This is a genomic window from Kitasatospora sp. DSM 101779 (assembly GCF_025655475.1).
In the GTDB taxonomy this organism is placed as follows: Bacteria; Actinomycetota; Actinomycetes; order Streptomycetales; family Streptomycetaceae; genus Kitasatospora.
On sequence record NZ_JAHTIK010000001.1, the window covers coordinates 3,465,584 to 3,478,848 of the forward strand.

Genomic DNA, 13,265 nt, shown 5'->3' on the forward strand with positions numbered 1-13,265 from the left:
GCGCGGGCCGCCGCGTTCGACCGGGCCCACCCGATCGGGCTCATCGGCCCGGGTTCATTCGACCGGTGTGCGGGCGTGCGGGGGGCGGCCCATGCTCTCCTGCACGAGGGTGTTCCACTCGCGGCTGAGGTCGGCGAGCTCGGCCTGGGCCCGGTCGGCGGCCTCGTGGGCGTGCCGCAGTTCGCGGTGCACGGCCTCCAGCAGGCGCAGCAGGGCGTCGGCGCCGAGCTGTCGGCCGTCGGCGAGCGGCGGCGCCGGGGGCGGGGGCGGCGGTATCTCGGGCGGCGCGGCGGGCGGCAGGGCGGCCGCCCGGGCGGCGACGAGTTCGGCCTGGCGGGCCGTCCTGGCCTCGGTCTCGCGCATCCAGCGCCTCGTCCTGGCGAGGGCGTACTCGGTGGTGGACAGCGCCGCCACGGCCAGGCAGCCGAGGAACGGAATCCAACGGGTGTCGTAGGTGCCGGCGACGATCAGTGCTGTTCCGCCGACCGCACCCACTGCTCTGAGTGCGTCGGCCGCCACCGGAGAGAATCTCGGCATTCCTGGCCTCACCTCTGCATGTGCACTGCCCCTCCCCCGCGGTTCTCGTCCGGCGGAAAAGAACCGCGCTCGCTTTCCTGCTGCAGGCCGATCGCCTGGTCGATGGAGGCGAGAAGGAATTTCCGGATCATGGGGTGGGTGACACCCCAGGCATCCAGCGCTTCCTCAGGGGTGATGGGTGAGCGTACTCCCCGGGGAAGATCGTTTGCGGATTCCCGGGAAATCACTCCGCCGCGGACGAGCAACTCGTGCAGGTCGAGGTGGACGACCTGCGCGATTCTCTGGAATTGGGAGGGGCGGGGAAGGGTCTCTCCGCGCAGCATGCGCCCGACCGCGGAGGCGCTCATGCCGGTGTCCCGGGCGAGGGCGAGCCGTCCGCCGGCGCCGGGGGTGAGGTCGTAGCCCGCACGCCGGGCGGCCTCGTGCACGACGGCGCCGAAACGTTGGGCGGGGGTGGTCTCCGAGGCGGTGTCCTCAGTCGGCTGCATGGCGGGCAAGGCTAGCGCGTGTCATGTCCCAGATGCATCGACTTGCATGTGTGCAAGCCAATGACGGCCAGTCAGGTCCCGCCAAATCCGGGTAGCAGTGAGGCGAACTGACGGAATTTCGGAATCGCTTGCACGCATGCATGCCCGCTCGTATCGTTGCGGCACCTGCTCTCCGGGAGGTCCGGTATGGATGGGACGCTGCGTGGAACGCCGCGTGGAACACCGCACCTGATCGAGGCCGCCAAGGCCGGCGACCGGGACGCCTGGGCGGAGTTGTACCGCCGCTATCGGGGGCCCGTCCTGGCCTTCCTCACGCGCCGCACCGGGAATCGCGCACTCGCCGAGGACCTGACCCAGGACACGTTCGTCCGCGCAATGGCCTGCATTGACGGGTTCCACTGGACGGGCAAGGACATGGGGGCGTGGATTTTCACCATCGCCCGGAACATCATGTTCGACCACGACAAACGGCGGGCCACCCGCAGCGAGTCGACGGTGGCGGCGGTCGCGGATTCCGATGCGGGAATCTGCGTCGAGGACCTGGTGGTCTCGCTCGTCGAGGCCGAGCGCGTTTTCGCCGCGCTCGCGACATTGACCGAGCACCAGCGGACGGCACTCACGCTGCGATACTGGGACGACCTCAGTTCGCGGGAGGTGGCGGACGCGATCGGCATCCGGGTGGGCGCGGTGAAGACCCTCACCTGGCGGGCCCGCAGCACCCTGCGCCGCACCCTCGCGCCGGCCTCCGCCGAACGCTGCACCCCCGTCGAACGCTGCACCCCCGTCGAGCGCTGCACCGGGGCCGAGCGCCGCAGCCCCTCCGTCCGGCGGCCGGTCAGTCCGCGATGAGCCGCTGCCGGGAGAGCGGCCGGGCGTGCTCGCCGAAGCCGAGGCCACGGTAGAGGTCCTCGCCGTCGGCGGTGGCGTGCAGGTCGATCCGGGTCACCCGGCGCCCGTCGAACCAGCCGATCAGCGCCTCGATGCAGGCCCGGGCATGGCCGCGGCGGCGCCGGCCGGGGTCGGTGCTGACGGTGAAGACGAAGCCGAACCGTCCGTCCGGGTGGCCGGGGGCGGGCAGCCGCTCCTCCAGGGTGCCGATCGCACAGGCCGCGAGCCGGCCGGGGCGGTCCGGGTCGTCCACCACGTAGGCCTGCAGGGTGCGCAGCTCCCCGGGCACGGCGAGGCGCTCGCGCAGCATCCGCTCGGCGGTCGCGCGCCACGGCCCGTCGGGCCCCTCGCCGCCGGGTTCCTCCGGCCCGTCGCCGGGTGCGGCGGCCATCGCCGCGAACATCAGCGCCCGCAGCCGGACGAGTTCGGGGGCGTCCGCCGCGCCGGCCGGGCGCACCGCACACCGCTGGTTCGTCGTCATGGCCGGGGAGGCTAGCCGGGGCCGGCCCCGGGCGCACCGGGTTTGTCGTCCGCAGCCCCTACGCTGGCGGCATGGCAGATCAGCAGCAGGGCGGCCCGGAGACGGCGGGCGCGGGTCAGGCGGTCCGGGGCGGGGCCGGCGGCGACGAGGCGCTCGGGTACGAGCAGGCCAGGGACGCGCTGCTGGAGGTCGTGCGGCAGCTGGAGACCGGCGGCACCTCGCTGGAGGAGTCGCTGGCGCTGTGGGAGCGCGGCGAGCAGTTGGCCAAGGTCTGCCAGCGCTGGCTGGACGGCGCCCGGGCGCGACTGGACGCGGCGCTGGCCGCCGAGGAGTCCGCCGGCGAGTGACCGGGCGGCTGCCGGGCCGGCACGTGACCGCGACCGCACCGCGGGACTGTGACCGGGGTCACGTCTGCTTGCGGAATAGTTTAAGTTTCACCTAACGTTGGAGCCCGGTGAACGGTCCTCCCGGCCGTACTCGACCGCTTTCCCGTCTTCCGTTTGAGGTGGATTCCGCAATGACTCTGGCACTCGACGCCGCCGCCCAGGACCTGCTCTTCCGCGAGGCCCGTACCGCCAACACCTTCACCGACGAGCCGGTCAGCGACGAGCAGGTCCGGGCCATCTACGACCTGGTCAAGTTCGGCCCCACCGCCTTCAACCAGCAGCCGCTGCGCATCGTGCTCGTCCGCACCGACGAGGGCCGCGAGCGCCTGCTGCAGCACATGGCCGAGGGCAACCGCGCCAAGACCGCCACCGCGCCGCTGGTCGCCATCCTCGCGCAGGACAACGAGTTCCACGAGGAGCTGCCGACCCAGCTGCCGCACTTCCCGCAGGCGAAGGACATGTTCTTCTCCGAGCGCCCCGTCCGCGAGGCCTCCGCCACGCTGAACGGCGCCCTGCAGGCCGCCTACTTCATCATCGGCGTGCGCGCCGCCGGCCTGGCCGCCGGCCCGATGACCGGCTACGACGCCGCAGGCCTGAACAAGGAGTTCTTCGCCGACGGCGAGCACTCCGTGCTGGCCGTGGTCAACATCGGCAAGCCCGGCGAGGACGCCTGGTTCCCGCGCTCCCCGCGCCTGGAGTACGACGAGGTCGTCACCACCGTCTGATCCCGCTCCGGGCCGTTCACGCCCGGGCACGGCGAAGGCCCCCGCGGTTCACCGCGGGGGCCTTCGCCGTGCGTCCGTTCAGGCGGCGCGGGGCGCGCGCCGGGACCGTGCGCCTACTTCAGCGCAGCGGCCAGCTGGGCCAGCTCGTCGTAGGAGGCGGAGCCGGTGACGACCGTGGTGGCGGTGCCGACCGGGGTGGCGAGACCGCGGTACTTGGTGCCCTGGAAGCGCTGCCAGTCCTGGCCTGCGACCGGCGCGCTGCCGTCCGGCTTGCCGCCCGGCACGACGGTGCCGATCACGTCGTCGCGGGTGCCGTTGGACTGCTCCACCGCGGCGTACTGGCCGGACGGGGTCACGAAGCCCAGGTGCCACACGGCGTTGCCCCTGCCGTCCTTGCGGTACTCGACCGAGGTCGCCCGCCACCGGTCGGAGAGCCCCTGCGGGCCGAGCACCGGGTAGGGCGCGGCGCGCTTCGCCGAGGCCAGCGCCGACCGGTAGTCGACGACGTGCACGCCGTCGCCGCCCTCGTGCGGGATGAAGAGGTATCCGAAGAAACCCACGACACCGACCGCCAGCATCGACAGGATCATGTCCCGTACCGTCTGCCGGCCTCTCTTGCTGCTGCTGCCTGCCACCCGTCCATGGTGGACCATGCCCCTTGCGGCCCCGACCACCGGGTACCCCCCGACGGGGTGAAGCGGGACGAACCGCCGCATACCGGCTGGTCGCGCCGGGTGCGCCACAGACACCCGTCCGGGCGGCGGATACGATCGCAGCAACCCTCACCACGGCGTTCCGACCTGGCAGTAGTCGGGCGCTCACTGGCCGTCGCGTACAGAGAGGTAACGACGATGACCACGCAGTACCCGCACCACCTCCCCAGCTCGTTGGAGGTCGCTCCGGAGGCCCCGGACCGCAACCTCGCACTGGAACTCGTACGCGTCACCGAGGCCGCCGCGCTGGCGGCGGGCCGTTGGGTCGGCCGCGGCGACAAGAACGGCGCCGACGGCGCCGCCGTGAAGGCCATGCGCACCCTCGTCTCCACCGTCTCGATGAACGGCGTCGTCGTCATCGGCGAGGGCGAGAAGGACGAGGCCCCGATGCTGTACAACGGCGAGCGGGTCGGCGACGGCACCGGCGCCGAGTGCGACGTCGCCGTGGACCCGGTCGACGGCACCACGCTGACCGCCAAGGGCATGCACAACGCGGTGGCCGTCCTCGCGGTCGCCGACCGCGGCACCATGTTCGACCCCAGCGCCGTCTTCTACATGGACAAGCTGGTCTGCGGCCCGGAGGCCGCCGACTTCGTCGACATCACCGCCCCGCCGGCCGTCAACATCCGCCGGGTCGCCAAGGCCAAGGGCATCGCCGTCGAGGACGTCACCGTCGTGGTGCTGGACCGCCCCCGCCACGAGGGCCTGGTCAAGGAGATCCGCGAGGCCGGCGCCCGGATCAAGTTCATCTCCGACGGCGACGTGGCCGGCGCGATCATGGCGGCCCGCGAGGGCACCGGCGTCGACCTGCTGATGGGCGTCGGCGGCACCCCCGAGGGCATCATCGCGGCCTGCGCGATGAAGTGCATGGGCGGCGTCATCCAGGGCCGGCTGTGGCCGAAGGACGAGGCGGAGCGGCAGAAGGCGCTGGACGCCGGCCACGACCTCGACCGCGTGCTCAGCACCGACGACCTGGTCTCCGGCGAGAACGTCTTCTTCGTCGCCACCGGCATCACCGACGGCGAGCTGCTGCGCGGCGTCCACTACCGCCAGGAGACCGCCACCACCAGCTCGCTGGTGATGCGTTCCAAGAGCGGCACGATCCGGCGCATCGACTCCACCCACCGGCTGTCCAAGCTGCGGGCTTACAGCGCCATCGACTTCGACCGCGCCAACTGACGCGGTCCGTCGGGAACGGCGGCCCCGGGCACCTCGTGCCCGGGGCCGCCGCACGTCAGCCGGCTATCCGGCCCGTCGACACCCGCCGTGCCTCGCGCAGCTCCGCCTCCCGGCGCCGCCGCCGGGCCAGCACCACCCGCCGCTCGGCCGCGGTCAGCCCGCCCCACACCCCGTACGGCTCCGGCATCGCCAGCGCGTGCTCGCGGCACTCCAGCAGCACGGGGCACCGGGCGCAGACCTGCTTGGCCTGCTCCTCGCGCGAGAGCCTGGCCGCCGTCGGCTCCTTGGACGGCGCGAAGAACAGCCCGGCCTCGTCGCGGCGGCAGGCCGCCCCGGTGTGCCACGGGCTGTCCTCCAGCGGGTCCGCAGGGGCCGCCACCGCCACCGGACTGCGGCGGACGGCGGCGGAGCCGGTGGCGCTGGACTCGATGGGATGCAGCACGGCTACTCCTGACGCGGTACGGGACTCGGGGAAGCTCGTCCCTGCCCGACTGCCCCGTGCCCACCCGCCGCGGCGCCGCCGCCGTACGGGATCACAGCCGTAACAGGAACCGATGTGCGTGGGGAACTACCCCCTCGCCCTCCGATTCATGCACACCGCACGCAACCGGCTACTCCCTGCACTCGACACAACGGCGAGTGCCCGCAGCGCAGTTGGCCGGGCGGCAGGCTCCGCGCCCGGCCCGCACCCGGCACCGTCAGCGGTCGAGCTGCTTGCGCGCCCACTCCCGGAGCTTCTTGCCGCGGCGCGGCTTGGCCTCGCAGCCGCCGAAGATCGCCGCGCCCTTCACCCGCACCACCGGCGCGTACGGGTCGGCCGCGGTCTGCTCGCGCACCGAGAAGCCGCCGAAGATGCCCACCCCGCCGCCGTGAAGGCTGACGTTCTCCGGCACCTTGATGTCCACCCCACCGAAGATCGCGGTCACCTCGATGACCACCTCCGGCGACTCGAAGACCGCGTCGGTGAGGTCGATCTCCACCCCGCCGAAGACCGCCACGGCCTTCAGGTGCGGGCCGACCCGCCAGCGGCCCTTGCGCTCCGCCCCGCCGAAGACCGCCACCATGGTCGGCGCCTCCTGCCGGGCCGGCGGCAGCGGCGCGCGCTGCTGCTGCAGCGGCGGCTTCTCCATCGACAGCGGCGCGCCGGCGGTGGCCGGCAGGTCCCGGGTGAGCGGGACGAGGTCGCCGAAGGTCTTCGCGGCGTACGCGGCCTCGATCCGCTCCGAGTGCTCCTCCACCGTCAGCCGGCCCTCCGCGTACGCGTCGCGCAACAGGTCGGCGACCCGCTCTCGGTCCGCGTCCGAGCACCGCAGCTCGGCCTCGGCGACCGGCGCGGCGACCGCGGGCTGCGCCTGCGGGACGGCGGCCGGCTCCTGCGTGGTCATGGGTACGGGCTGCTGCCCCTGGTCGTCGGGCGACGGCGAAGTGTCCACGCCCAAAGCCTAGCCACCGGGATCACTCCGAACGAGAGTTCGGCGAAGAATGGCGTGAGCCCCGTCACGCAGGCTCACCTGCGCTCCGCCGCCGCGCCGCCTGCACCTACATTGGAGGGTGCTTCGCAGACGCAGCCGACCCGCTTAAGGATCTCTCCCCATGGCCACCCCGGAATTCGAGTACCGCGACCTCCTCCCGATCGGTACCGACCCCACGCCGTACCGGAAGCTCACCTCCGAGGGCGTCTCCACCTTCGAGGCGGACGGCCGTACCTTCCTCAAGGTCGAGCCGGAGGCGCTGCGGCTGCTCACCGCCGAGGCGATGCACGACATCTCGCACTACCTGCGCCCGGCCCACCTCGCCCAGCTGCGCCGCATCCTGGACGACCCGGAGGCCAGCCCCAACGACCGCTTCGTCGCGCTCGACCTGCTGAAGAACGTCAACATCTCGGCCGGCGGCATCCTCCCGATGTGCCAGGACACCGGCACCGCCATCGTCATGGGCAAGCGCGGCCAGAACGTGCTGACCGCCGGCCAGGACGAGGCCGCGATCGCCCGCGGCGTGTACGACGCCTACACCAAGCTGAACCTGCGCTACTCGCAGATGGCGCCGGTCACCATGTGGGACGAGAAGAACACCGGCAACAACCTGCCGGCCCAGATCGAGCTGTACGCCACCGACGGCGACGCCTACAAGTTCCTCTTCATGGCCAAGGGCGGCGGCTCCGCCAACAAGTCGTACCTGTACCAGGAGACCAAGGCGATCCTCAACGAGTCGTCGATGCTCTCCTTCCTGGAGCAGAAGATCCGCTCGCTGGGCACCGCGGCCTGCCCGCCGTACCACCTGGCGATCGTGGTCGGCGGCACCAGCGCCGAGTTCGCGCTCAAGACCGCCAAGTACGCCTCCGCGCACTACCTCGACAACCTGCCGACCTCCGGCGACGCGAGGACCGGTCACGGCTTCCGCGACCTGGAGCTGGAGCAGAAGGTCTTCGAGCTCACCCAGAAGATCGGCATCGGCGCGCAGTTCGGCGGCAAGTACTTCTGCCACGACGTCCGCGTGATCCGCCTGCCGCGGCACGGCGCCTCGCTGCCGGTCGCGATGGCCGTCTCCTGCTCCGCCGACCGCCAGGCGCTGGGCAAGATCACCGCCGAGGGCGTCTTCCTGGAGCAGCTGGAGACGGACCCGGCGAAGTACCTGCCGGACACCACCGACGCCCACCTGGACGACGAGGTCGTCAAGGTCGACCTCAACCAGCCGATGGCCGACATCCGGGCGCAGCTCTCCAAGTTCCCGGTGAAGACCCGCCTCTCGCTCAGCGGCACCCTGGTGGTCGCCCGCGACATCGCCCACGCCAAGATCAAGGAGCGCCTCGACGCCGGCGAGGGCATGCCCCAGTACATGAAGGACCACCCGGTCTACTACGCCGGCCCGGCGAAGACCCCCGAGGGCTACGCCTCCGGCTCGTTCGGCCCGACCACGGCCGGCCGGATGGACTCCTACGTCGACCAGTTCCAGGCGGCCGGCGGCTCCATGGTCATGCTCGCCAAGGGCAACCGCTCCAAGCAGGTCACCAAGGCCTGCAACGAGCACGGCGGCTTCTACCTCGGCTCGATCGGCGGCCCGGCCGCCCGCCTCGCCCAGGACTGCATCAAGAAGGTCGAGGTGCTGGAGTACCCCGAGCTCGGCATGGAGGCCGTCTGGCGCATCGAGGTCGAGGACTTCCCGGCGTTCATCGTCGTCGACGACAAGGGCAACGACTTCTTCGCCGAGGTCACGGACGGCCCGCTGATCACCAGCCTGCGGGTCCGCTCCGCGGAGTAGGCGCACAACGGCGCGCGCCCCGGTCCGCGAGGACCGGGGCGCGCGCTGTGCGTGCTTCAGGTCAGGGGCAGCTGGTCACGTTGCCGAGCGGCTCGAAGGTCTCGTCGGTCTTCGGGTCCGCCTTGACCGGCTGCTCGCCGGCCGGCTCCTCCGGCTGCTCGGCGAGGACCGAAAGCGCCTGCTCGATCGCGTTCGGGTCGACCGGAGCAGCGGTGTGCTCGGCGGCGACGGGCTCGGTCGGGGTGGTGGTCTCGTCGGCCATGGTGCGCCGCCTTTCAGGTCATCAGATCTCGGCGCTCTGGATCGTCCCGGGCGCCAGCCCAGTATCGTAGGGGTCGTTAAATGTCTTATAAACGTCCCGTCCTGCGCACGGTTCGCGGATGTTTGCGCGCTTCCTCATAAGCTGACGCCCCGCCATTCGGCCGGGAGACGCGACAGGGAACCACCGACATACGCCTTCGGGGGAGGACATGGAGCTTCAGGGGACGGCGCCGGCCGATGCGCTGCGCTTCCAGGTGCTCGGCCCCGTCCAGGCCTGGCGCGGGGACGAGCAGCTCGCGCTGGGTTCGCCGCAGCAACAGGCGGTACTGGCGGCCCTGCTGCTCAACCGGGGCCGGCCGGTGACCACCGACGACCTGGTGGACGGCATCTGGGGCGACCGTACCCCGCCGCAGGCCGTGGCCGCGCTCCGCACGTACATTTCACGCCTGCGGTCGGTCATCGAGCCCAACCGGGCCGTACGCAAACCGGCCGAGATTCTGGTCTCGGTCAGTGACGGCTACGCGCTGCGCATCCCGGACGGCTCGCTCGACCTCGCGGCCTTCGAGAGCCGGGTCGCGCAGGCCGCCGACGCCCGGGCCGACGGCGACTTCCGCACCTCCCACGAATCGCTGCTGGCGGCGCTCGCCCTGTGGCGCGGCAGACCGCTGCCGGGCATCCCCGGCCCCTATGCGGAGACCCAGCGCACCCGGCTGTCCGAGCGGCAGCTCACCGTTGCGGAGGAGCGCTGCGCGACCGCGCTCGAGGTCGGTCTGCACGCGGAGGTGGTGTCGGAACTCAGCGCACTCGCCGCGGCACACCCGCTGCGCGAGCGGCTGCGCGAGCTGCTGATGCTCGCCCTGTACCGGTGCGGCCGGCAGGCGGAGTCGCTCGGCGTCTACGCGGACACCCGCAAGCTGCTGATCGACGAGCTCGGTGTGGAGCCCGGCAGCGGGCTCGCCGCCATGCACGCGCGGATCCTGGCCGGCGACCCCGCGCTGATGCCCGCCGCGGCGGTGGCCGCTCCGCTCGCCGACGAGGAGCCGTCGGCCTTCGTCCCGCCCGCCCAACTGCCCGCCGACGTCTCCGACTTCAGCGGCCGCAGCAAGATCGTGAGCGAGCTGCGGGACGTGCTGCGGGGCGGCTCCGGCCAGGCCGTGGTGGTCACCTCGCTGGCCGGCATCGGCGGCGTCGGCAAGACCACCCTCGCGGTGCACGTCGCGCACGGCCTGCGCCCGGACTTCCCGGACGGCCAGCTGTACGTGGACCTGCGCGGCGCCGGTGCCTCGCCCGCCGACCCGGCCGTGGTGCTCGGCGACTTCCTGCACGCGCTGGGTGCCCCCGACGCGCCCGACTCGCTCGACCAGCGTTCGGCCCTCTACCGCTCGCTGCTGGCCGACAAGCGGATGCTGATCCTGCTCGACAACGCCAGGGACGCACGGCAGTTGACGCCGCTGATCCCCGGCGTCTCCGGCAACGCCGTCATGGTGACCAGCCGTTCGCGGCTGGCGGAGATCCCCGGCGCCCACCTGGTGGACATCGAGGAGCTCAGCCCGGACGAGGCGCTGGCGCTGTTCTCCGCGATCGTCGGTCACGACCGGGTGGCGGCCGAGCCGGCGGCCGCGCTGGCCGTGGTGACCGCCTGCGGCTTCCTGCCGCTCGCGGTCCGCATCGCCGCGGCCCGGTTGGCGAGCCGCCCCCGTTGGAGCGTCTCCGACCTGGCCCGTCGGTTAGCCGACCAGCGCAACCGCCTCCAGGAGCTCCAGCTCGGCAACCTCGCGGTGGAGACCACCATCGGCCTCGGCTACGCCCAGCTGCAGCCGGACGAGGCCCGGGCCTTCAGGCTGCTGTCCGTGGTGGACTCACCGGACCTGCCGCTGCCGGCCGTCGCCGCACTGCTCGGAACCGACGAGCAGACCGCGGAGGACCTCGCCGAGGCCCTGGTCGAGGCCAACATGCTGGAGTGCTTCACACCGGGCCGGTACCGCTACCACGACCTGCTCCGGCTGTTCGCACAGCGGCAGAACGAGAAGCTCGGTGACACCGGCACCCAGCAGGGCGCCCTGTCCCGGCTGTTGGACCTCCTGCTCGCCAGCCTGCAGAACGCCGCCCGGGTCATCGAGCCGGACGACGAGCTGACGGAGCTGCTGCACACCCCGGCCACTGCGGGCCTGCTGATGGACGACAGCGCCTCGGCCCGGGAATGGCTGCGGACCGAACTCTCCCTGGTACTCAGTGCCGTGGAGCGGGCCGTTCGGGAGCCGGTGGAGCTGCTCCGACCCGGGGTCGACCTGGTGCTCGTCCTGCGCGCCCTGGTCGAGGACCCGACGCTCGGGCGGCGGATCGGCGAGGCGCTGCGGACGGCCGCGGCCAATGCGCAGCAGTACGAGGACACCGATGCCCTGGCGCGGATCCACTACGCGCTGGGCCATCTCCAGCAGATGGCGGGCGAGCTCGCCGAGGCCGAGTCCTCGCTGCGGCAGAGTCTTGCGCTCCAGGAGCCGGAGGCCTGCACGCACCTGCGGATCTCGGCGGCCAACGAGCTGGCGGTGGTGCTGATCCTGGCCGGACGCCCGGCCGAGGCGCTGCCGTTCTACCAGCAGGCGCACGAGATCAGCCGCAGCCTCGGCGCGGCGATCGGCGAGGCGCGGCTGCTGGCCAACATGGCTCGGGCGTACGTGGGTCTCGACCGGCACGAGGAGGCCGTCGATTCGGCCCGGGCCGCGGTCGCGGCCGCCCGGACCTCCGGCAACACGCCCTGCCTGGGCGACACCCTCTACCAGCTCGGCGTGGTGCTGCGGGCGACCGGCTCCACGGCGGAGGCGGCGACGGTCCTCCGTGAGGCGCACGAGCTCTTCCAGTCCCAGCAGTACCGCTTCTGGGAGGGCTACTCGCTGGCCCGGCTGGCGGCCTGTCTGGTGGACGAGGGCCGGTACGCGGAGGCGGCCGCCGCGGCCGGGGAGTCACTGTCGATCGCGCAGGAGATCGACGCCGCCTACTGCCAGGGCCTGGCCAATGCCGCGCTGGGCGAGGCGCTCCTGGAGTTGGGGCAGCCCGCTCGCGGGCTGGCCTGCCTCCAGGAGGCGCACTCGGTCTTCAGCCGGCTCGGTGTGCCCGAGGCCCAGCCCGTGCGGGACCTCATCGCGGTGCAGGAGCACACCGAGCCCTTCTCTCCCCCCGCGCCGTAGGCCGTCCGTCCCCCCGACGGGCGGCCTCTCCCCCTTGGGGCGCCGGCGTTCCCGCAGCCCCCCGGCTGCGGGAACGCTTTGACGCTTCCCCGGCGCTGAGAACACTCTGGCAGTTGCCGATTGACGTTCGATAGACGTCCGGATGCACACCGTTTCCGCAGGTCAGAGCAGTTGTCCGGCGCACGCCGACAAGTGCACCACCCTGGTCCGCTCCGGTCTGCCCCCACGGCCCCGGCCCGTTTCGTCCGAAACGCGGCCAACTGGTGCCGACTGCGGCGAGTTGGCCGGAAAGGGGCCCCACGGCACAGTGATCACGCTTATCCTCGAAGGCCAGCAGACACATCGACAAACCGACGCGGGGGCGGACACTGTGGCGGGCCTCGCCCGCCGGGGAGCCAGGTGGAGAGGTGCCCAGGGCGTGACAACCGGACAGATCTCGGACCCAGCGCACGCCGGTCACCGGCGCCGCTCCGAACGGGCCCTGCAGGCCGTCGCCTTCGACGCGATCGGCCCGCGCTACGACGAGGTCTTCCCGGACCGCACCGGCCAGACCGCCTGCGGTGACTGGCTGCTGAACGAACTCGCCCCCGGCGCCCGGGTACTGGACGTCGGCTGCGGCACCGGCGAACCGACCGCCCGCCAACTCACCGACGGCGGGCTGCGGGTGACCGGCATCGACCTCTCCGACGGGATGCTGGAGGCCGCCCGCCGGACGGTGCCGGAGGCCGAACTGCACCGGATGGACATGTACGACCTGGCGACCCCGCGGGCCGCCACAGCCTGGGGCGTGCCCGAGCTGGGCCCCGACGGCGCCGGTTCCTTCGCCGCGGCCACCGCGTTCTTCTCCCTCGTCCTGCTGCCGCGGGCGGAGATCGCCGCGGTGCTCCGCCGGATCCGCACCCTGCTGCGGCCTGGCGGGCTGCTGGCGCTCGGCACGGTCGAGGCGGACCTCGACGACGCGCCGCTGCCCTTCCTCGGCCGCGAGCTGAGGATCAGCGGTTACCTGCGCGAGGAACTGGTCCAGACGCTGGCCGCGACCGGGTTCGAGGTCGACGCCTGCACCGGTCACCCCTACGCCCCCGCGTCGACAGCCCTGCCGCCGGAGGAACAGCTCTTCCTGCGCTGTCGGCGCACCACCTGAGAGACCAGCCGGCCCGACCACCC

At 72.4% G+C, this 13,265-nt stretch carries 14 protein-coding genes; 7 read left to right on the plus strand and 7 right to left on the minus strand.

Annotation, left to right across the window (positions count from 1 at the left end):
* Window positions 1–54 precede the first annotated feature (54 nt).
* Both KSNIM_RS15720 and KSNIM_RS15725 read right to left on the minus strand, forming a co-directional pair.
* Window positions 55–537: a hypothetical protein gene (locus tag KSNIM_RS15720; protein ID WP_263103832.1), complete on the minus strand. Its 483-nt coding sequence runs from the start codon at window positions 535–537 to the stop codon at window positions 55–57.
* Window positions 538–545: 8 nt separating this feature from the next.
* Entirely contained in the window at window positions 546–1,025 is a 480-nt protein-coding gene (locus tag KSNIM_RS15725) for a helix-turn-helix domain-containing protein (RefSeq protein ID WP_263103833.1), read from the minus strand.
* Between the two features lie 186 nt (window positions 1,026–1,211).
* Between KSNIM_RS15725 and KSNIM_RS15730 the strand changes: the two genes are divergently transcribed.
* Window positions 1,212–1,874: an RNA polymerase sigma factor gene (locus tag KSNIM_RS15730; RefSeq protein ID WP_263103834.1), complete on the plus strand. Its 663-nt coding sequence runs from the start codon at window positions 1,212–1,214 to the stop codon at window positions 1,872–1,874.
* Here KSNIM_RS15730 and KSNIM_RS15735 read toward each other — a convergent pair.
* On the minus strand, window positions 1,861–2,394 hold the full coding sequence (locus KSNIM_RS15735; protein WP_263103835.1) for a GNAT family N-acetyltransferase: 534 nt from the start codon (window positions 2,392–2,394) through the stop codon (window positions 1,861–1,863). The two genes, KSNIM_RS15730 and KSNIM_RS15735, sit on opposite strands and share 14 nt — an antisense overlap.
* 71 nt (window positions 2,395–2,465) lie before the next feature.
* Here KSNIM_RS15735 and KSNIM_RS15740 point away from each other — a divergent pair, with 71 nt between their 5' ends.
* Window positions 2,466–2,741, plus strand: a complete 276-nt coding sequence (locus tag KSNIM_RS15740) for an exodeoxyribonuclease VII small subunit (protein WP_263103836.1) — start codon at window positions 2,466–2,468, stop codon at window positions 2,739–2,741.
* Between the two features lie 170 nt (window positions 2,742–2,911).
* Window positions 2,912–3,505, plus strand: a complete 594-nt coding sequence (locus tag KSNIM_RS15745) for a malonic semialdehyde reductase (RefSeq protein WP_263103837.1) — start codon at window positions 2,912–2,914, stop codon at window positions 3,503–3,505.
* A 113-nt stretch (window positions 3,506–3,618) separates the two neighbouring features.
* Here KSNIM_RS15745 and KSNIM_RS15750 read toward each other — a convergent pair whose 3' ends face one another.
* On the minus strand, window positions 3,619–4,140 hold the full coding sequence (locus KSNIM_RS15750) for a DUF4245 domain-containing protein (RefSeq protein WP_263103838.1): 522 nt from the start codon (window positions 4,138–4,140) through the stop codon (window positions 3,619–3,621).
* Between the two features lie 216 nt (window positions 4,141–4,356).
* Here KSNIM_RS15750 and glpX point away from each other — a divergent pair, with 216 nt between their 5' ends.
* Entirely contained in the window at window positions 4,357–5,397 is a 1,041-nt protein-coding gene (glpX, locus tag KSNIM_RS15755) for a class II fructose-bisphosphatase (RefSeq protein WP_263103839.1), read from the plus strand.
* Window positions 5,398–5,452: 55 nt separating this feature from the next.
* On the opposite strand, the gene KSNIM_RS15760 is transcribed toward glpX, so the two are convergent.
* Together KSNIM_RS15760 and KSNIM_RS15765 are read right to left on the minus strand one after the other, a co-directional pair.
* Window positions 5,453–5,839: a WhiB family transcriptional regulator gene (locus tag KSNIM_RS15760; RefSeq protein ID WP_411543722.1), complete on the minus strand. Its 387-nt coding sequence runs from the start codon at window positions 5,837–5,839 to the stop codon at window positions 5,453–5,455.
* 256 nt (window positions 5,840–6,095) lie between these two features.
* The gene (locus KSNIM_RS15765; RefSeq protein ID WP_263107982.1) at window positions 6,096–6,782 is read right to left on the minus strand and encodes a DUF1707 domain-containing protein; all 687 of its coding nucleotides are present in this window, start codon (window positions 6,780–6,782) and stop codon (window positions 6,096–6,098) included.
* Between the two features lie 208 nt (window positions 6,783–6,990).
* Here KSNIM_RS15765 and KSNIM_RS15770 point away from each other — a divergent pair, with 208 nt between their 5' ends.
* Window positions 6,991–8,655 (plus strand): fumarate hydratase, encoded by a 1,665-nt coding sequence (locus KSNIM_RS15770; RefSeq protein WP_263103840.1) that lies wholly within the window; start codon window positions 6,991–6,993, stop codon window positions 8,653–8,655.
* A gap of 61 nt (window positions 8,656–8,716) precedes the next feature.
* On the opposite strand, the gene KSNIM_RS15775 is transcribed toward KSNIM_RS15770, so the two are convergent.
* The gene (locus tag KSNIM_RS15775; RefSeq protein WP_263103841.1) at window positions 8,717–8,917 is read right to left on the minus strand and encodes a hypothetical protein; all 201 of its coding nucleotides are present in this window, start codon (window positions 8,915–8,917) and stop codon (window positions 8,717–8,719) included.
* 208 nt (window positions 8,918–9,125) lie between these two features.
* Here KSNIM_RS15775 and KSNIM_RS15780 point away from each other — a divergent pair, with 208 nt between their 5' ends.
* Together KSNIM_RS15780 and KSNIM_RS15785 are read left to right on the plus strand one after the other, a co-directional pair.
* On the plus strand, window positions 9,126–12,101 hold the full coding sequence (locus KSNIM_RS15780) for an AfsR/SARP family transcriptional regulator (protein ID WP_263103842.1): 2,976 nt from the start codon (window positions 9,126–9,128) through the stop codon (window positions 12,099–12,101).
* Between the two features lie 418 nt (window positions 12,102–12,519).
* Window positions 12,520–13,242, plus strand: a complete 723-nt coding sequence (locus KSNIM_RS15785) for a class I SAM-dependent DNA methyltransferase (protein WP_263103843.1) — start codon at window positions 12,520–12,522, stop codon at window positions 13,240–13,242.
* Window positions 13,243–13,265: the final 23 nt, after the last annotated feature.

Excerpts from the sequence above, each read along its gene's own strand:
- glpX (WP_263103839.1), top strand. The coding sequence starts at position 4,357 with ATGACCACGCAGTACCCGCACCACCTCCCCAGCTCGTTGGAGGTCGCT.
- KSNIM_RS15745 (WP_263103837.1), top strand. The coding sequence starts at position 2,912 with ATGACTCTGGCACTCGACGCCGCCGCCCAGGACCTGCTCTTCCGCGAG.
- KSNIM_RS15730 (WP_263103834.1), top strand. The coding sequence starts at position 1,212 with ATGGATGGGACGCTGCGTGGAACGCCGCGTGGAACACCGCACCTGATC.
- KSNIM_RS15725 (WP_263103833.1), bottom strand. The coding sequence starts at position 1,025 with ATGCAGCCGACTGAGGACACCGCCTCGGAGACCACCCCCGCCCAACGT.
- KSNIM_RS15765 (WP_263107982.1), bottom strand. The coding sequence starts at position 6,782 with ATGACCACGCAGGAGCCGGCCGCCGTCCCGCAGGCGCAGCCCGCGGTC.
- KSNIM_RS15780 (WP_263103842.1), top strand. The coding sequence starts at position 9,126 with ATGGAGCTTCAGGGGACGGCGCCGGCCGATGCGCTGCGCTTCCAGGTG.
- KSNIM_RS15720 (WP_263103832.1), bottom strand. The coding sequence starts at position 537 with ATGCCGAGATTCTCTCCGGTGGCGGCCGACGCACTCAGAGCAGTGGGT.
- KSNIM_RS15770 (WP_263103840.1), top strand. The coding sequence starts at position 6,991 with ATGGCCACCCCGGAATTCGAGTACCGCGACCTCCTCCCGATCGGTACC.
- KSNIM_RS15775 (WP_263103841.1), bottom strand. The coding sequence starts at position 8,917 with ATGGCCGACGAGACCACCACCCCGACCGAGCCCGTCGCCGCCGAGCAC.
- KSNIM_RS15740 (WP_263103836.1), top strand. The coding sequence starts at position 2,466 with ATGGCAGATCAGCAGCAGGGCGGCCCGGAGACGGCGGGCGCGGGTCAG.
- KSNIM_RS15735 (WP_263103835.1), bottom strand. The coding sequence starts at position 2,394 with ATGACGACGAACCAGCGGTGTGCGGTGCGCCCGGCCGGCGCGGCGGAC.